We start from the raw sequence: 18465 nt of genomic DNA, 5'->3' as shown, positions 1-18465 counted from the left end.
TTATGGATTTAATAAGAATTTCGAAAGCACAGCTTGCCTTTGGTACACATGCGTTACTTAACAACGCAGATGCTGTTATTGAAAGTGGTGAGCGAGTTTGTATTGTGGGGCGTAACGGCGCAGGTAAATCAACGCTGTTAAAAGTATTAGACGGCCAAGTAATATTGGATGATGGTGAAATAAACCAGCTCGGTGGTTTAAAAATCTCTCGTCTTGAACAAGATCCACCTAAAGGGGCCAGCGGTACCGTATTTGATTATGTTGCCCAAGGTATGCCAGAAATTGCTAATTTACTTATCGATTATCACCATGTGAGTAATGAACTGCAAACTGAATGTACCGATCAATTATTAAATAAACTTGAGCGCTTATCTAATAAGCTAGAAGCCGCTGATGGCTGGCGCTTCGATAGCCGTATTCAATTAGTATTAACTAAGCTTGAGCTGTCACCTGATGCGAAACTTGAATCGCTTTCAGGTGGATGGTTACGTAAGGTTGCACTGGCACGTGCATTAGTTAGTGAGCCAGACTTGTTGCTATTAGATGAACCAACAAACCACTTAGATATGACAAGTGTGATGTGGTTAGAGCAGTTCTTAAAAGACTTTAAAGGTGGGATTGTATTTATATCTCACGATCGTGCGTTTATTCGTGCAATTGCTACACGTATTTTGGATTTAGACCGCGGCAAACTTATTTCATATCCAGGTGACTACGCCACTTATCTAGAACAAAAAGCGCATGACTTAAAAGTAGAAGAAAGTCAAAATGCACTCTTTGATAAACGATTAGCTGAAGAAGAAGCGTGGATCCGTCAGGGAGTAAAAGCCCGGAGAACTCGTAATGAAGGCCGTGTTCGTGAATTAAAACAATTACGTAATGAGCGCAAGCAACGAGTTGATCAAGTTGGTAAAACAGATTTCAATATTGAAACCGCAGACCGCTCAGGTAAATTAGTTTTTGAAGCTAAGCATTTATCTCATGCTTTTAAAGAGAAAACGATTGTAAGCGATTTTTCTACTTTAGTTATGCGTGGCGACCGTATCGGTTTAGTCGGTCCTAATGGTGTGGGTAAAACAACTCTATTAAAACTAATGTTTGGTGACTTAGCACCTGACAGCGGTGAAACTAAGCAGGGTGTTAATCTAGAATTTGCTTACTTTGATCAATACCGTGAAAAGTTAGACGAAGAAGCAACAGTACAAGACAATGTTGCAGAAGGCAAGCAAGAAGTCATGATGGGTGGGCGCTCTCGTCATGTATTAGGTTATTTACAAGACTTTTTGTTTCCACCTGCGCGCGCTAGAACACCAGTTAAGGCCTTATCTGGCGGAGAAAAAAACCGATTATTACTTGCTAAGCTATTTTTAAAACCATCGAATATCCTGGTATTGGATGAGCCAACCAATGATTTAGATATTGAAACACTTGAGCTGTTAGAAGACATTATTAATCAGTATCAAGGTACCGTGATTATTGTAAGCCATGACCGTGAATTTATCGATAATACATGCTCTAGTGTATGGGCATTTGAAGGTAACGGAAAAGTAACGGATATAGTCGGCGGTTATAGTGACTATGAAGCTTATGTAAGTTATTTAGCAGAACAAGAAAAACAAGCTGTTCAACCAGCTGCAAAAAAAGTAGAGAAGCAACCGACCCCTGCTGCAAAGCCAGCCGCTAAAACGAATAAGCTTTCTTACAAATTAAAACTTGAATTAGAGCAGTTGCCTAATAAAATGGAGCAACTTGAAGCTGACGTAGAAGCCCAGCAAAATGTGGTAGGCGATCCTGACTTTTTTAAACAAGACAGTGACATAACAACCAAAGCATTGAACCATTTAGCACAACTTGAGTCTGACCTTGAAGCCGCTTTTGAGCGATGGGAAGAACTTGAAGAATTACAGAATCAGTAGTAAGGACTAAAATGAAATATAAATTACTCGCTGCCAGTATCCTAGCGACATTGAGTACATCAGCTATTAGTGCAACATACCAATTAAGTGAATTAGGCACACTCGATAATGCAAAATTTTCTTACGTTACTGATGCAAGTGAAAGCGGGCACATAATTGGTTTAGCAAATGGATTATATAACTTACCCATAGATACCAGTTATATTGATTTTACAGATAATACAATCGAGAATGCTTATGACAGCGAAGTTTCAATTTTCGAACTAAGTGATAAGGTAATTACTTTTACACTTGATGATATAGAGAATAATGATGCAGCTTTGACTAATCCTGATGCGCATAACTTTATGGTTAGATTTTTATCTGGTTTATCGACTAATTTTGAATATCAAAAACTAAATTCGTTTACCGGTATTAGATTTAACGAAAATGAAGTTGTTGAACAGTCTCTTTATGATGTTTCTTCAGTAGACTATGATGGTTTAACTCGTTCCACTTTTAACGTCTACAACGCCGTGAGCGAAGACGGAGTCTCAGTTGGTTGGGGTAGTGCACCCTATGACAAAGTTTCTTTCACACCAGAAGATGAAGATGAGGCTGAAACTTGGTTTACTCATGACTTTATCGAGCGAGGAATTGTAATAGGTGCTGATGGCGCAGAAGTACCTCTTGTTCCTGAGTTTAATGAATACGGGGGTACAAGCCGTGCCAATGATATTGTTAAAACTAATACTGGTTATATTGTCGTAGGTAATGTGTCAACGGATATTAACTTTGAAAGATTAGAAGATATTGATGAAAATTGCGATGGCGAAGATGAACCCGTTTCTTCTTGTATTAATCTATTAAATAGCAATTTTCTTGGCGGAATTTTTAACAAGCGAGCTGTCAAGTGGCAGTTGGATGACTCCCTTAATATTACTTCTGTAGAAGAACTTGGGTTAGCTTTAACTCCAGATGAAGATGAAGTGGAAGAAGACACATTTACCAGTACTGCTTTTGCAGTAAATGCAAATGGTGTTGCAGTAGGCTCCTCACATACACGTTATAAAAATAATGATAATACATTTGTTACAATGCCTGTGTACTTCAAAGATGGCGAAGTTGTTACTTATATTGACCAAGAAAATGACTCTAATCAGACAGGGATTTCTTCAGCAATAAATGATGAAAATATTATTGCTGGTTATGTAACTCGAATAGTTGAAAACACTCGGGTAAGAAAATTCTTTTATCATGATATTGCTACTGGTAACACTGTTTACCCTACAAACTTCTTTTTAGCAGCAAACTCGACTGCTAACGATATCAATAATCAAGGTTATATTGTTGGTGAGAGTGAATTAGGTGGATCGGACAGTTCACGAGATAAAGCCGCATTTATTTATAAAATTGGTGAAGATAAAATAACTAACATCAATGACTTTTTACCATGTTATGAATCAGATGGTGAAACCGATTACCCATACACAGTTGTTGAAGCTAATGTTATTAATGAGAATAACGAAGTGTTTGGTGTAGCCACCAAAACAGTAGAAAAGCGTGACACACTTGGTGGTGTAGTGACCGATATTAACGGTAATATTGAATTTGAAACCGTCGCTGTTGCAGTTAAATTAACACCTCTGGAGAATGGTGAAATTGAAGATTGTGCACCGCCAGAGGCCGAATTTTTTGAAAGAAGTTCAGCCAGTACCTCTTGGTTAGCGTTATTTCTATTACCATTAATTGGTATTCGACGCGTATTTCGTTTTTAATTATTTTTAAATAAAAAACCCAGCTTTCTAGCTGGGTTTTTTTTCGTCTATACTATTAAAAGGATCGATATTATTTGCGTGCAGCTCTTGCCTTTACAACAGAGCGGCGCCATAAAATATCAATGCCAAAATAGCCTATGATTGATGCTATAGAGGCGCATACAAGCGAGCCAACTAAGAATGCAGGGCCAATGGTTTCGATACTCTGCTCAAACCAAGCCCAGTTAAGCTCAAAAGCAAAGTGTTGTTCTGGTTGATTTAAAACAAGAGTACCAACGAGGTAAGACCCATAAAAAATAGGTGGCATGGTTAACGGATTAGTAAGCCAAACAAGTGTTGCTGAGATAGGTAAGTTAACTCTAAATAAAATAGCAGTCGCTGCGGCTAATACCATTTGAAAGGGAACAGGGATGAAAGCAAAAAATAAACCAACCGCAAAGGCTCCTCGAGCAGAACGTCTGTTTAAGTGCCAAAGATTTGCATCTTGCAAAAGCTTACCAAAAATTTTTAACGATTTGTGATGTCTAATTTTATTCGGATCGGGTAAAAATCTTTGGATAGTTTTCTTAGCCATTTAAAGCAACCATTTACATCAGTGTGGATCAGTCTTGGTTTTGTAATTGGCTGTATTTCAACCGTGTTTTATTACGAAACTCTCGAATTTATTATTATTACAGTGTCCATTGTAATAATAGGCGCTTATTTTAAGCCGTTTTTGTCTTTATTGTTAGGCTTTATTTGTGGAATTTGTATCGTTATAGCGCATTATCATATTTTTTATAACTTTGAGCACATAATTAATGATGAAAAGTACGCATATCCAGTCGAAGTTGTAATACAAGAAGTCATCTCAAACAAAGCTCCCCAATATGTCAAAGCAAAATTAGTGCGTATTAATGGAAAATACTATTCTAATTTGAGTGCACCTAGCGCGATGTTAAGCGTTAATTTAGATCACCCATTGCGTGCTAATGATCGTTTTGTGGCAAGTGTTAATTTAAAAAAATTTAGAAGTAATAAGAACTTTAATGTATTTGATAACGAACTGTATGCATTTAAGCAGCGAATTTTCTTTAAAGGAAAAGTTCTTAATAAAGAATTAAAAATCAAAAGCACTTCAGAACAAAATAGTGTTCAAAGTTATAAAAGCTTCATTAAAAATACTTACGAAAATACAACACTAAATTGGCTTTACTATGCTTTATTAGCAGGGGATAAGACGTTAATGACACCGAGTGATAAGCAGCTGATGCAATCACTGGGTTTAAGCCATTTACTTGCTATTTCAGGCTTACACATTGGGTTGGTGTTCGGGTTTGGTTTCTTCATTACAAAGTGGGTATTTTTTCACGTTAAATTGTTTAATAATCAAACGATGAATTTTTCAATTGCTTACAGTGTGATTGGCTTTGTATCAGCGTTTGTTTATGTCTATTTAAGTAATTTTTTGGTTTCAGCGACTCGTGCACTAATAATGCTTGGCTGTTATTTACTTCTATATTATTTTCAAAGGCAGCCAATGAGATGGCGCAGTATTTTGTTTGCGCTTGTTATTGTACTCGTTGTTAATCCGTTCAATACCCTTAATCCTGGATTATATTTTTCATTTTTTGCAGTCGTGGTTATTTTTTTAGTTATTAAAAATATACCTCCCTCTACCAATTCATTTCTAAAGGTACTTTTTGCATTAATTACTATTCAGGCTGCACTATTTATTGGTTTACTGCCTCTGTCTTTTTACTTTTTTAATGGCGTGAGTGTTGCTGGCTTAGTCATAAACTTAGTCGCAATTCCATTTCTTTCATTTATTTTAATGCCTTGTTTAATTTTATTAACGGCTATAAGTGCCGTATTTGATATTAGTATGGTGATTATTTTTATCGATAGCGGTCTAGCTTTTATTTTTACCTGTTTAAATAAATTACCAGCAGGTTTTGGTTGGCTAAACATAGGAATTATTGGTCTAAGTGTCATTATTTATGCTTATCTTGCTCTTTTAATTTTTTATTTTTCGCCATATAGGCGGCTCGCTTTTTTACCTTTAGTCATGCTCTATATTGATTATTTACTTGCTGATAAGCCTACATGGAAATTACATGTCTTCGATGTTGGGCACGGTCTTATGGCGCTTATTGACAAAGATGATAAAGGGTTTATTTATGATTTTGGGCCTAGTTACTTTAATCGTTTTAGCCGTGCTAAAAGTATTTTGTTACCTTTTATTGATATAAATAATATTGCAGTGACTCATTCTGTAGTTAGTCACCTTGATAATGACCATTCCGGTGGTTTATCTCATTTTATCAGCGCAGGTTTAAAGTTTTCATTTAATGAATTTCACCCTAATGGACCCTCAAAGGGGTGTATTCCAAACGAAGTAAACATGGCTGGGCTAATAATTAAAAGCTTTCCATCCCCCTTATATAGTAATGAAAATGATGAGTCTTGTGTAATAAAGGTTTCATATAAAGAGCACAGCGTTCTATTTACAGGCGATATTTCAAAAAATAGAGAGTCGCAACTGATAAACTCTAGCGATAGTTTAAAAAGTACAGTGTTACTTAGCCCTCATCACGGTAGTAGTACGTCATCAAGTAATAAATTTATTAATGCAGTTATGCCACAGGTTGTTATTCATTCAAGTGCTTACAAAGGGCAGTGGCAATTTCCTAAAACTGAGGTTGTTGAGCGTTATAGAAACATTAATGCCTTGCAGTATGTTACTGGGCAACACGGGCAAATTACGGTGGAGTTTTACGAAGAGACTGTGACTGTTATTACAGCACGAGACTATCAAAGCTACTGGTTTATAAAAGATTGACGTTTTGTTTTAGTTCTAGCAAGGATACAATAGGGTCTGTAATTGAATAAAGAGAGTATTATGGATCAAAGTACTACACAAATTTACAAGCGTTTAATTTCTTACGTAGGTGCTTACAAAAGCGTGGCAATAGTTGCTATTGTTGGCATGATTGGCTATTCCGGTATGGATGCTTTATTTATTCAATTAATGAAGCCTTTTATTGATGAAGGTTTAAATCAACGAAATAACGAAGTATTAAAATACGCCCCTTTTGTAGTGATAGCTTTGGTTATTGGTCGTGGTATTTTTAATTTTATGTCATCTTATTGCCTAAGCTATGTAGGCTCGCAAGTTGTTCGTTCACTCCGTCAGGAATTATTTGAACATATATTACATCTACCTGTTTCATTTCACGATAAAAACTCAACAGGTGACCTAATTTCTAAAATCACGTTTGATACAGAACAAGTTCAACAAGCAATAACCAAAGCATTACTGATTGTAGTGCGAGAAGGGGCATTTGTTGTGTTTCTGCTTGGTGTAATGTTCTATACAAGCTGGCAATTATCTCTGATATTTTTAGTTATTATTCCTTTAGTTGCGCTGATCGTTGCAATAGTATCTAAGCGTTTTCGTCATATTTCTAAAAATATACAATCAGCTATGGGGCAAGTAACAAGAAGCTCAGAGCAAATGCTCAGTGGCCATAAAGTGATTCATGGTTTTGGCGGTCAAGAGAGAGAAATTAATCAATTTTCTAAAATTAACAATCATAACCGACAACAACGTATAAAAATGGATGCTACAAAGGCATTAAGTGTTTCAGTTATTCAAATACTTGCAGCGAGTGCTATGGCCGTCATTTTATGGGTGGTATCAATGCCCTCAATGATAGACAGCATTAGCTCAGGCGACTTTGTTGTGCTTATTTCATCGATGATGATGTTACTTCGTCCGCTAAAACAGTTAGCTAACGTTAATAGTGATATGCAGCGCGGTATTTCTGCAGCGCAAAGTATATTTTTAATACTTGACGAAAATATAGAAAAAGATACAGGCACAGTATCTGTAACAAAAGCCAAAGGTTTAATTGAGGTCAAAAATGTGACTTTCAAATATCCCACAAAAGATGAACCTGTATTAAATAACTTAACGCTTACAATTCAAGCCGGCGAAAGTATTGCGTTAGTTGGGCGTTCGGGTTCAGGTAAATCAACAATTTCTAATTTATTACCACGTTACTATGATTTAGACTTACCAAGTCAAATACTGTTAGATGGTATTCCTTTAAATGATTATAAGCTTACAGATCTGCGACGCCAATTTGCGCTAGTATCGCAACAGGTTGTGCTGTTTAACGACACTATAGCTAACAATATATGTTATGGAATTCAGCGAGATATTTCAGATGCCGAGTTATTACAGGTAGCTAAGCAGGCCCACGTGTGGGAGTTTGTAAAAGACTTACCTGAAAAGCTAAATACGATGGTAGGTGAAAACGGAGTGATGCTCTCTGGTGGTCAACGTCAACGCATTGCTATAGCCAGAGCTATTTTAAAAGATGCCCCTATTTTAATATTAGATGAGGCAACATCCGCTTTAGATACAGAGTCCGAAAAACTGATTCAACATGCGCTTGATGACTTAATGAAAGATAAAACATCAATTGTCATTGCACATCGATTATCTACAATTGAAAATAGCGATAAAATTTACGTTATCGATAATGGCCGTGTTATTGAAAGTGGCGATCACACCAGCTTACTTTCAAACGATGGAACTTATTCAGCGTTGTGTAAAATGCAGTTTGGCGAGTAACCGTGAATAAAATCGAAAAAAGCTGGTATGAACCAGTTGGACTTATTACATTACTTTTTTTGCCATTGTCAGCTTTATTTTGGCTAATTTCGATTACCAGAAAGCAGATGTATCGTTTTGGAATATTTAAGCAATTTAAAAGCGACATACCTATTATTGTTGTTGGTAACATTAGTGTGGGTGGAAATGGTAAAACACCATTTGTATTATGGCTTTATGACTTTTTAACAAAACAAGGGTTGTCAGTTGGAATCATTAGCCGAGGTTATGGTGGTAAGGCGAGTAATTATCCTTTAATTGTTAAAGATAATACGGCAGCTGCTGAGGCGGGTGATGAGCCTAAACTTCTGTTTCATCGTCTAAAATGCCCAATTGCGATAGGGCCAAACCGACAACGCAATATTGAGTTACTAGCCCGTGATTATAATTTAGATATCATTATCTCTGACGATGGTATGCAGCATTACAAAATGGCACGGACTATTGAATGCTGTATTGTCGATAGTGAACGCCAATTTGGAAATGGGTTACTAATGCCTGCAGGACCATTAAGAGAAACTCCTGCACGTTTGAAGTCGGTAGATTTGATTGTTGAAAACGGTGGGCAGAATAGTCATAACTACACATTAGAGCCCGCAGCGCTCAGGTCAGTAAAAAGTTCTTTTCCTGTTAGTGAATCGATTACAAATGGCCATGCAGTTAGCGCAATAGGTAATCCTAAGCGTTTTGAAAACACCTTAAAAAAACAGGGGATAGCTTTATTATCTTCAAATCATTTTAGGGATCATCATTCATACACTGCCGAAGATTTTACCCGATTTGGTAACGACAATATTCTAATGACCGAAAAAGACGCCGTAAAATGCAGCGAGTTTGCCAAAGATAATTGGTATTATTTACCAGTAAATGCAAAGCCAACACAGGCTGTAATAAATAAATTAACTTTAATATTAAAAGAAAAAGGGATCCTAAATGGCCTTTGATACTAAATTACTCGACATAATTGCATGCCCTGTATGCAAAGGAAAATTACGATTTGATAAAGACAACAGTGAACTAATTAGTACTGCTGCAAAACTTGCATACCCTGTTAAAGATGATATTCCGGTATTACTTGAAAATGAAGCAAGAGAGTTATCGTTAGAAGAGGTTGAAAAGTGGAATTCGTAGTCGTTATACCTGCGCGCTATGCTTCAACAAGATTACCAGGAAAACCGCTAGCAGATATTTGTGGTAAACCTATGATTCAACATGTTTATGAGAAAGCATGTTTATCAGGTGCAAGCCAAGTGATAATTGCAACCGATCATCAAAAAGTATTTGATGAGGTTAGTAAGTTTACTAATGATGTTGTGATGACGCGTGAAGATCACCAGTCAGGCACCGAGCGCTTAGCGGAGGTAGTTGCTTTATTAAATTTAGATAGCAATACCATAGTTGTAAATGTTCAAGGTGATGAACCATTACTAGCTCCCGATAACGTTTTACAAGTAGCTAAGTTGTTAAATGAATCATCAGCACCCATGGCCACATTAAGCGTTGCCATTGAAGATAAAGACGACATATTTAATCCTAATGCAGTCAAGGTTGTTAGCGATATAAATAAAAACGCGTTGTATTTTTCGCGTGCAAGTATTCCGTTTGATCGACATGCGATGTTAGACGAAAAAAGAGATTTAGAGCTTTCATCATTTCAACGCCACGTGGGTATTTACGCTTACAGAGCAGGGTTTATTAATCAATATATTGCACTTAGTGTTTCACCTTTAGAGTTATTAGAGTCATTAGAGCAGCTGCGTGTTTTATATCACGGTTATAGTATTAAAATAGAGCAGGCAAAAGTAGCTCCGCATGCAGGTGTTGATACCGCTGAAGATTTAGCAAAAGTAATTGCGTTTTTACAAAATAAAAACGCGTGACCTTTGAATGAACTTAATATTAAACGTGGTATATGAGCATTCTGATTTTTATGTTGTCGAAAAACCAGCAGAACTCAGCTTTCATTCAGAAGATGGACCTGGCTTTGTTGTGCTAGCTGAGCGACAATTTAATGAGAAACTTTACGCAGTTCATAGACTAGATAAAGTAACTTCGGGTCTAATTATTTTAGCAAGAAATAAAAGCGCTGCAGCAACGTTTACGGAGCTTTTTGCACAACATTTTATTGATAAATTTTATCTTGCTATTACAGACTCTAAACCTAAAAAAAAGCAAGGTTGGGTTAAAGGAGACATGGCCAAGTCGCGCCGTGGTACCTATAAGCTTTTGGCATCTAATTTAAATCCTGCAATTACCCGTTTTTATTCAATTAGTTTTAAAGCGGGTTTTAGAGCGTTTATTTTAAAACCTTTCTCGGGTAAAACACACCAGCTAAGAGTTGCCTTAAAAAGTATAGGATCCCCAATATTGGGTGATATTGCTTACTCAGGCACGGCTTCAGATAGAACATATTTGCATGCTTATGCATTGAGCTTTACTTGGCAGGGTGAGAACTTACAATTTACGCTTTTACCTAGTAACGGTGATGCGTTTTTAACCCTATTACAACATGATAATTTTCAAGCATGGCGTTCGCCATGGGAACTGGACTGGTAAATGAGTGAAAAAATAACTGACATCCGCTTTGGTGGCATTAAACGTTTATATGGTCATCAGCAATTTGATTGGCTTCAAGAGGCTCACTTTTGTGTTGTTGGCATTGGTGGAGTGGGGAGTTGGGCAGCTGAGGCGCTTGCGCGCACCGGTTTAGGTAGAATAACGCTCATAGATCTTGATGATATTTGTGCGACCAATGTAAACCGTCAAATCCATGCCTTATCTGGAACGATTGGTCATGCTAAAGTCGACGCAATGAAAGCGCGTTGTGAACTTATAAATCCAGAATGCAACATTGATGTCATTGATGACTTTATAACACTCGAAAACATTAAAGAGCACATTCTCAGCTTTGACTATGTGATCGATTGCATTGATGCGGTTAAAGAAAAAGCAGCACTCATTGCCCATTGCAAGCGAAATAAAATGCCTATAATTACCACTGGTGGTGCTGGTGGTCAAACCGACCCCGGTCAAATTACATTTGGTGATGTAGCTAAAACAACGCAAGATCCTTTACTTGCAAAGGTGCGTTACATATTACGTAAACAGTATAACTTTAGTAATAACCCCAAACGAAAATTTAATGTTGATTGCGTTTACTCAACAGAGCAATTAGTTTATCCAGGGAGTGATGGTAGTGTTTGCCATGCAAAGCAAAGTGCAGATGGCAGCATGAATATGGATTGTAATAATGGTTTTGGCTCTGCAACGATGATTACAGGAAGTTTCGGCTTTTTTGTAGCAGCCAGAGCTATTCGCAAATACCTAGATAGAAAGCAGCGTTTGCAGGTTTAGCACTATTTAGCTTATTTTTTGCTGTGCCATGGTTTGGATTCTATCAACCATGGCTTTAATTCCGTTACCACGTGATGTACTTAAGTGGCTAATAAGACCTAGCTTATCAAATTCCTCATATGCATCTATTTTCACTACTTGCTCTGGTGTCACTCCGTTATATAAAGATAAAATAATTGCTAGCAACCCTTTTACGATACGTGTATCTGAATCACCAATGACTACTAACGTATTTTCTTTTAAATCAAATTCAACGAACATCCATACCATGCTTTCACAGCCGGGAACTAGTGAACCTTCTGTTTTTAAAGCATCAGGTAAAGCGGGTAAAGTTTTGCCTAAAAGCATTATTTCACGATACTTTTGCTGCCAAGAAGACGCTTTTTCAATTGACTCAGTGGTTTTTTTAAACGTATTTGTCATGAGTTATCCTAATAAAATATATAAAAACGACGTTTAATCTAATAAGGCGATACATTCTTTGAGTGAGTTGATGAATATGTCAACATCTTCATGGGTATTGTAAAAACAAAAGCTGGCTCTTAAGGTGCCATTTATTCCTAAATGAGTCATAAGCGGTTGCGTACAATGGTGGCCTGCTCTGACTGCAACGCCATAACCGTCAAGTAATGTTGCCAAATCGTAAGGATGCTCATCTTTAAAATTAAAACTTAGCGTGCCAATATTGTCAGATAGATTGCTATAAATTGTAATACCTTGAATGGTTACCAGTTTTTCAGCCGCATAATTAAATAGTTTTTGCTCATACTTTTGTAATTGTTCGTTTTGTAAGGCGTTTAAATAATCCAAAGCCGCAGAAAAACCTACTACGCCAGAAATATTAGGAGTACCTGTTTCAAATTTTGCAGGCGCAGGGCGATAAGTACTATGTGTAAGGTACACCTTATCTATCATTTCCCCGCCAGTTTGATACACATCTAAAGAATTAAGTTCTTGATATTTTCCATAAAGTACACCTAAACCTGTGGGGCCAAGCATCTTGTGGCTTGAGCACACGTAAAAATCACAGTTTAAGTTATGTAAATCAGGCTTTAAGTGCATTGCGCCTTGAGCGCCATCTATCAAAACGAGTGAATTTACTTCTTTTGCAGCAGTAATAAGGGGCTTTAAATTTGTGATATTACCAAGCATGTTAGATGCTTGTGTAATTGCAAACAAACTAGGTTTAGACTGCTTAATAAAATCACAGCATTGTTTAATATTTAATGTTCCATCATCATTAACTGGTAGTGCTAATAATTTTGCGCCTGTTTGCTCACTAAGCACTTGCCAAGGCACAATGTTAGCATGATGTTCTAATACTGAGATGATAATAGTATCGTTTTGGTTAAATCGGCTTCGTAAACCATTACTTACTAAATTTATCGCCTCTGTAGCACCCTTAGTCCAAACAATTTCTTTACTTGATACATTAAAATACTTGGCTGTTTTGTCACGAGCTTGCTCGTATAAGCTTGTGGCACGCTCGCTCAATGTGTGACGGCCGCGATGTACATTTGCATTTTGGCTGGTATAAAATTCGTTTATAGCGTCTATGACTGATTGGGGTTTTTGAGTGGTTGCTGCAGAGTCTAAATAAACAAGTGGGTTAGCATTTATCTGCTGCTTTAAAGTAGGAAAGTCACTTCTAATTTTATTAATATTAAATTCTAAAGCAGGCATAGCTCTTCAACATGGTCATTTTGAGGCGCAAATTGTAATGGGTTTATAATAATTCTCAAGTATTGAACACAAAAAAGGCCGCAAAAGCGGCCTTTTATAGCTAAATAATATTAGCGCTTGTCGGCAGATACATAGTCACGGGCAGTGTAACCAGTATACATTTGACGAGGACGGCTGATCTTATGACCAGGCTGAGAAAGCATTTCATCCCAGTGAGTGATCCAACCAACAGTACGTGCCATTGCAAAAATTACAGTGAACATGCTTGTTGGAATACCAATTGCTTTTAAGATAATACCTGAGTAGAAATCTACGTTAGGGTATAGTTTCTTCTCAACAAAGTATGGGTCTTCAAGGGCAATTTGCTCAAGCTTCATTGCAATATCAAGAAGAGGATCTTGAATGTTTAGCTCTTCTAATACTTCGTGACACGTTTGACGCATTACTGTTGCTCGTGGGTCAAAGTTCTTGTAAACACGGTGTCCAAAGCCCATTAGACGGAACGGGTCTGACTTATCTTTTGCTTTGGCTACGTATTCATCGATACGATCAACTGAGCCAATTTCTTCTAACATGTTTAAACATGCTTCATTAGCACCGCCGTGAGCAGGGCCCCATAAAGAAGCGATACCAGCTGAAATACATGCATATGGGTTCGCACCTGAAGAACCAGCAAGGCGAACTGTAGATGTAGAAGCATTTTGTTCGTGGTCTGCGTGAAGCATGAATATTTTGTCCATTGCTTTAGCAGTAATCGGGTTTACTTTGTATTCTTCGGCTGGAACAGAGAACATCATGTGTAAGAAGTTTTCTGCATAGCTTAGGTCATTTCGTGGGTACACAAAAGGCTGGCCAATGTTTGTTTTATAAGCCATTGCAGCAATTGTAGGTAATTTAGCAACTAATCTAATAGCACTTGTTTTGCGTTGCTCTGCATCAGTAATATCTAAATCTTCATGATAAAAAGAAGATAGAGCACCCACAACACCACAAAGCATTGCCATTGGATGTGCATCAAAGCGGAAACCTTGGAAGAAATTAGCAATTTTTTGATCTAGCATTGTGCTGCGAGTAATTTTCTCTGCGAATGCATCATATTGCTCTTTAGATGGTAACTCACCATTAAGAAGTAAGTAGCAAAGTTCAATATAGTCTGATTCTTCAGCAAGTTGCTCAATTGGGTAACCGCGGTGAAGTAAAACACCTTTACCACCATCAATGTAGGTGATTGCAGATTCACAAGAACCAGTCGACATGAAACCTGGGTCATAGGTAAAGTGGCCATGTGAACCTAACGTACGTACGTCGATTACATCTTGGCCAGCAGTGCCTTGATAAATTGGAAGTTCGATTGGATCAAGTCCATCAATATGAACTGTGGCTTTTTTATCTGCCATCGCTATGTATCTCCTATTAAGATATCTATTCTGATTTTTAGATTTTTAAAGTTCTGAAATCTGTTTTAAGCACATCTACGCATTTTAACGTGAAAGAGGGGGTTAAAGTCAATTTTTATAAACATTATGCACATTTGTATAATAAATATTCTGTATCATATATGTATTATACTATTGGCTAATTCGCAAACATCTCTAAATAAACAAGAATTGTAAAAAGCCTTATGGGTATATATACTAACGGAGGTTTTAAAACCGTATTGTATTTGGGTAAAGATATTTTTACATTCAAAAAATTTACATTAATGTGAACTTTTAATGTTTTAATTCGTTTATCTTGATAGTTCCACCAGAAACATTTGGTGGGTTTTTAGAAAAGCAAGTAGATGAGCTCCAATGTGAGCAAGATGGGCAAGTAACTGTGAAAAAGCAAAGACCTGTAAATCTAGATCTAACAACTATATCTATGCCGGCAACGGCTAAAGCATCAATTTTTCATCGCGTCACCGGTGTTGCATTATTTTTTGCTTTAACGTTTGTCATTTGGGCTTGGTCTGAGTCTCTCTCGTCAGCTGAAAGTTTTGAATTCGTCAAGGGTCTGTTTAACGGATTCATTGCCAAATTTATAGCTTGGGGCACTATTTCAGTACTAGGCTATCACCTTATTGGTGGTATCCGTCACATGGTAATGGATATGGGACACTGGGAAGAACTTGAATCAGGTAACCTAAGCGCTAAAATTGCAATGGCTCTTGGCGTTGTATTCGCTGTATTAGCGGGAGTGTGGATATGGTCTTAAATCAAGCAACTCTTAAACGTGATGGTGTACAAGATTATGTATCTTTACGTACCACGGCATTAATAATTAGCGCATATGCTATTTTTATTATCGGCTATTTTTTAGCGACGCCGGAAGTCACTTTCGAAGCCTGGACAGGCCTCTTCTCTAACCTAGCTATGAAAGGGTTTACGCTAGTAACCCTAGTATGCATTATGGTTCATACCCGCATTGGCCTTTGGCAGGTTTTAACAGACTATGTTAAAAACTCAAAGTTACGCGCATTTTTAGGGTTTGTTCTAAACCTAATGGCCGTTGCTTACGTAGCTATTGGTCTAATTGTATTATGGGGTGTTTAAGTGAAATATTCTGTTCGTGAATTTGACGCCGTAGTAATCGGTGCAGGTGGTGCAGGTATGCGCGCTGCCTTGGCTATTACTGAATCTGGCAAAACGTGTGCACTAATATCGAAAGTATTCCCAACGCGTTCACATACCGTATCCGCTCAAGGTGGTATTACAGTAGCGCTTGGTAATTCACACGAAGATAACTGGGAATGGCATATGTACGATACCGTTAAAGGTTCCGATTTTATCGGTGACCAAGACGCTATCGAGTATATGTGTCAAACCGGGCCAGAAGCAATTACTGAATTAGAAAACATGGGTTTACCATTTTCACGTTTTGAAAATGGCCGTGTATACCAGCGTCCTTTTGGTGGCCAATCAAAGAATTTTGGTGGCGAACAAGCAGCACGTACTGCAGCAGCAGCTGACCGTACTGGCCATGCTTTATTACATCTTCTTTATCAACAAAACGTTAAAAATAAAACAAATGTATTCTCTGAGTGGTATGCACTTGATTTAGTTAAAAATGATAACGGCGATGTTGTTGGTTGTACTGCAATTGAGATTGAAACAGGTGAAATCACTTACTTCAAATCAAAGGCGGTTGTACTAGCTACTGGTGGTGCTGGTCGTATATACGCTTCAACCACAAATGCTCACATTAACACTGGTGACGGTGTTGGTATGGCTACACGTGCTGGTATTTCTATGCAAGACATGGAAATGTGGCAGTTCCACCCGACAGGTATTGCAGGAGCAGGTACACTTGTAACTGAAGGTTGTCGTGGTGAAGGTGGTTATCTTTTAAATAAAGATGGCGAGCGTTTCATGGAACGTTATGCACCTAACGCAAAAGACTTAGCTTCTCGAGATGTTGTTGCACGTTCAATGATGACAGAAATTCGTGAAGGCCGTGGTTGTGATGGTCCTTGGGGTCCTCATATCAAGCTTAAGCTTGACCACTTAGGTGAAGAGACACTTAACCTACGCCTTCCTGGTGTTTGTGACCTTGCAAAAACATTTGCTCACGTAGACCCAGCTAAAGAACCAATTCCAGTTATACCAACATGTCATTATATGATGGGTGGTGTACCTACTAACGTGAATGGTCAAGTGCTTCAAATCAACGCTCAAGGCGATGAAAAAGTAGTTGAAGGTTTATTTGCTGTAGGCGAAATTGCATGTGTATCTGTGCACGGTGCAAACCGTCTTGGTGGTAACTCATTACTTGATTTAGTAGTGTTTGGTCGTGCTGCAGGTAATTTCTTAGGTACATACCTCAGAGATGTTGAAGTATCAAAAGCTGCCTCTGAATCAGACTTAGAAGCGTCTCTTGCACGTTATAACCGTTGGGAAAACTCAACAGCTGGTCAAGGTGAAGATCCTGTTCAAATTAAGAAAGATCTTCAACAATGTATGCAGCTTAACTTCTCGGTATTCCGTGAAGGTGATTCAATGGCGACTGGTCTTCAAGAACTTAAAGAAATTCGCGAGCGTTTACAACATGCTCGTCTTGACGATAAATCGTCGGACTTCAACACGCAGCGTATCGAATGTCTTGAACTTGATAACTTAATGGAAACAGCTTACTCAACAGCAGTAGCTGCAAACTTCCGTACAGAAAGCCGTGGTGCACACTCTCGTTTCGACTTCCCAGATCGTGATGACACGAACTGGTTATGTCACTCAGTATACAATCCTGTTACGGATGAAATGAGTAAGCGTGACGTAAACTACGCGCCTAAGACGCGTGAAGCATTTCCACCTAAAGCACGTACATACTAGGAGCGAGACGATGGCACAAGTACAATTTTCAGTTTATCGTTACAATCCAGATGTTGACAACGCACCGCGTATGCAAGATTACACCTTGCAAATTGACGATGGTCACGACATGATGGTTCTGGATGCACTTTTATTATTAAAAGAGCAAGATCCTTCACTTTCATTCCGTCGTTCATGCCGTGAAGGCGTGTGTGGTTCTGACGGTGTTAACATGAATGGTAAGAATGGTTTAGCATGTATTACTCCTTTATCTACGTTACAAAATAACGGTAAAGGTACAATAGTAGTTCGTCCTCTTCCAGGATTACCAGTGGTACGTGACCTTGTTATTGACATGAGTCAGTTCTACACTCAATACGAAAAAGTTAAACCTTATCTAATTAATGACACACCTGCTGCAGGTGAACGTCTTCAGTCTATTGAAGAACGTGATAAATTAGATGGCTTATATGAGTGTATTTTATGTGCATGTTGTTCAACATCGTGTCCTTCGTTCTGGTGGAATCCAGACAAGTTCATTGGTCCAGCAGGCCTTCTTCATGCTTACCGTTTCTTAGCTGATAGCCGAGATACAGCAACAGAAGAGCGTTTAGCAGACCTAGACGATGCGTTCAGTGTGTTCCGTTGTCACAGTATCATGAACTGTGTTAGCGTTTGTCCTAAAGGTCTTAATCCGACCAAAGCGATTGGGCAAATCAAATCTATGTTATTAAACCGTTCGGTTTAACTACATAGAAACGTAAGATGGCTAGTTTTCATTACTAGCCATCTTGTTATTATAACTATTA

17 protein-coding genes are annotated in these 18465 nt (G+C 37.9%); 13 read left to right on the top strand and 4 right to left on the bottom strand.

Going from position 1 to position 18465, the window contains the following annotated elements; genetic code table 11:
• The first annotated feature begins 2 nt into the window (after nucleotides 1-2).
• Together uup and RF53_RS07025 are read left to right on the top strand one after the other, a co-directional pair.
• Nucleotides 3-1916: an ATP-binding cassette ATPase Uup gene (gene uup, locus RF53_RS07030; RefSeq protein WP_039037086.1), complete on the top strand. Its 1914-nt coding sequence runs from the start codon at nucleotides 3-5 to the stop codon at nucleotides 1914-1916.
• Between the two features lie 11 nt (nucleotides 1917-1927).
• Entirely contained in the window at nucleotides 1928-3673 is a 1746-nt protein-coding gene (locus RF53_RS07025; RefSeq protein WP_039037085.1) for a DUF3466 family protein, read from the top strand.
• Nucleotides 3674-3743: 70 nt separating this feature from the next.
• On the opposite strand, the gene RF53_RS07020 is transcribed toward RF53_RS07025, so the two are convergent.
• Nucleotides 3744-4247 (bottom strand): DUF2062 domain-containing protein, encoded by a 504-nt coding sequence (locus tag RF53_RS07020; RefSeq protein ID WP_006792805.1) that lies wholly within the window; start codon nucleotides 4245-4247, stop codon nucleotides 3744-3746.
• On the opposite strand from RF53_RS07020, the gene RF53_RS07015 reads away from it, so the two are divergent.
• From RF53_RS07015 to tcdA, 7 genes are read left to right on the top strand one after another with little or no spacing between them, the layout of a single operon-like run.
• Complete coding sequence (locus tag RF53_RS07015) at nucleotides 4227-6494, top strand: DNA internalization-related competence protein ComEC/Rec2 (protein ID WP_039037084.1); 2268 nt, start codon at nucleotides 4227-4229, stop codon at nucleotides 6492-6494. The two genes, RF53_RS07020 and RF53_RS07015, sit on opposite strands and share 21 nt — an antisense overlap.
• A 60-nt stretch (nucleotides 6495-6554) precedes the next feature.
• Nucleotides 6555-8294, top strand: a complete 1740-nt coding sequence (gene msbA / locus RF53_RS07010; RefSeq protein WP_039037083.1) for a lipid A export permease/ATP-binding protein MsbA — start codon at nucleotides 6555-6557, stop codon at nucleotides 8292-8294.
• A 2-nt stretch (nucleotides 8295-8296) separates the two neighbouring features.
• A complete protein-coding gene (gene lpxK, locus RF53_RS07005) occupies nucleotides 8297-9277 on the top strand; it encodes a tetraacyldisaccharide 4'-kinase (RefSeq protein ID WP_039037082.1) in 981 nt (326 codons plus the stop codon).
• Nucleotides 9267-9464: a Trm112 family protein gene (locus RF53_RS07000; protein ID WP_006794732.1), complete on the top strand. Its 198-nt coding sequence runs from the start codon at nucleotides 9267-9269 to the stop codon at nucleotides 9462-9464. The genes lpxK and RF53_RS07000 overlap by 11 nt, the downstream gene beginning before the upstream one ends.
• The gene (gene kdsB, locus RF53_RS06995; RefSeq protein WP_039037081.1) at nucleotides 9452-10213 is read left to right on the top strand and encodes a 3-deoxy-manno-octulosonate cytidylyltransferase; all 762 of its coding nucleotides are present in this window, start codon (nucleotides 9452-9454) and stop codon (nucleotides 10211-10213) included. Before RF53_RS07000 ends, kdsB begins: the two co-directional genes overlap by 13 nt.
• Nucleotides 10214-10220: 7 nt before the next feature.
• Nucleotides 10221-10889 carry a TIGR01621 family pseudouridine synthase gene (locus tag RF53_RS06990; RefSeq protein ID WP_039037080.1) on the top strand — a complete coding sequence of 223 codons (669 nt, stop codon included), beginning with the start codon at nucleotides 10221-10223 and terminating at the stop codon, nucleotides 10887-10889.
• The gene (gene tcdA, locus RF53_RS06985) at nucleotides 10890-11687 is read left to right on the top strand and encodes a tRNA cyclic N6-threonylcarbamoyladenosine(37) synthase TcdA (RefSeq protein ID WP_039037079.1); all 798 of its coding nucleotides are present in this window, start codon (nucleotides 10890-10892) and stop codon (nucleotides 11685-11687) included. It begins immediately after the preceding gene.
• 6 nt (nucleotides 11688-11693) lie between these two features.
• Here the strand turns inward: tcdA and RF53_RS06980 are convergent, their stop codons facing one another.
• From RF53_RS06980 to RF53_RS06970, 3 genes are all read right to left on the bottom strand, one after another.
• Nucleotides 11694-12110, bottom strand: coding sequence for a SufE family protein (locus RF53_RS06980; protein ID WP_039037078.1), 417 nt, complete (start codon nucleotides 12108-12110; stop codon nucleotides 11694-11696).
• Between the two features lie 33 nt (nucleotides 12111-12143).
• Nucleotides 12144-13370 (bottom strand): SufS family cysteine desulfurase, encoded by a 1227-nt coding sequence (locus tag RF53_RS06975; RefSeq protein ID WP_039037077.1) that lies wholly within the window; start codon nucleotides 13368-13370, stop codon nucleotides 12144-12146.
• 110 nt (nucleotides 13371-13480) lie between these two features.
• Nucleotides 13481-14767, bottom strand: a complete 1287-nt coding sequence (locus tag RF53_RS06970) for a citrate synthase (protein WP_008127363.1) — start codon at nucleotides 14765-14767, stop codon at nucleotides 13481-13483.
• A gap of 421 nt (nucleotides 14768-15188) precedes the next feature.
• Between RF53_RS06970 and sdhC the strand changes: the two genes are divergently transcribed.
• The 4 genes from sdhC to RF53_RS06950 are packed head-to-tail and all read left to right on the top strand — an operon-like array spanning nucleotide 15189 to nucleotide 18404.
• Nucleotides 15189-15566, top strand: a complete 378-nt coding sequence (gene sdhC / locus RF53_RS06965; protein WP_074210168.1) for a succinate dehydrogenase, cytochrome b556 subunit — start codon at nucleotides 15189-15191, stop codon at nucleotides 15564-15566.
• Entirely contained in the window at nucleotides 15557-15904 is a 348-nt protein-coding gene (sdhD, locus tag RF53_RS06960; protein WP_006794724.1) for a succinate dehydrogenase, hydrophobic membrane anchor protein, read from the top strand. The genes sdhC and sdhD overlap by 10 nt, the downstream gene beginning before the upstream one ends.
• Nucleotides 15905-17677 carry a succinate dehydrogenase flavoprotein subunit gene (sdhA, locus tag RF53_RS06955; RefSeq protein ID WP_006794723.1) on the top strand — a complete coding sequence of 591 codons (1773 nt, stop codon included), beginning with the start codon at nucleotides 15905-15907 and terminating at the stop codon, nucleotides 17675-17677.
• Between the two features lie 10 nt (nucleotides 17678-17687).
• Nucleotides 17688-18404 (top strand): succinate dehydrogenase iron-sulfur subunit, encoded by a 717-nt coding sequence (locus RF53_RS06950; protein ID WP_006794722.1) that lies wholly within the window; start codon nucleotides 17688-17690, stop codon nucleotides 18402-18404.
• Nucleotides 18405-18465 lie beyond the last annotated feature (61 nt).

The organism is Pseudoalteromonas sp. ECSMB14103 (assembly GCF_000813065.1).
Taxonomy (GTDB): Bacteria; Pseudomonadota; Gammaproteobacteria; order Enterobacterales; family Alteromonadaceae; genus Pseudoalteromonas; species Pseudoalteromonas marina.
This window is presented reverse-complemented; position numbering and strand designations above follow the sequence as displayed.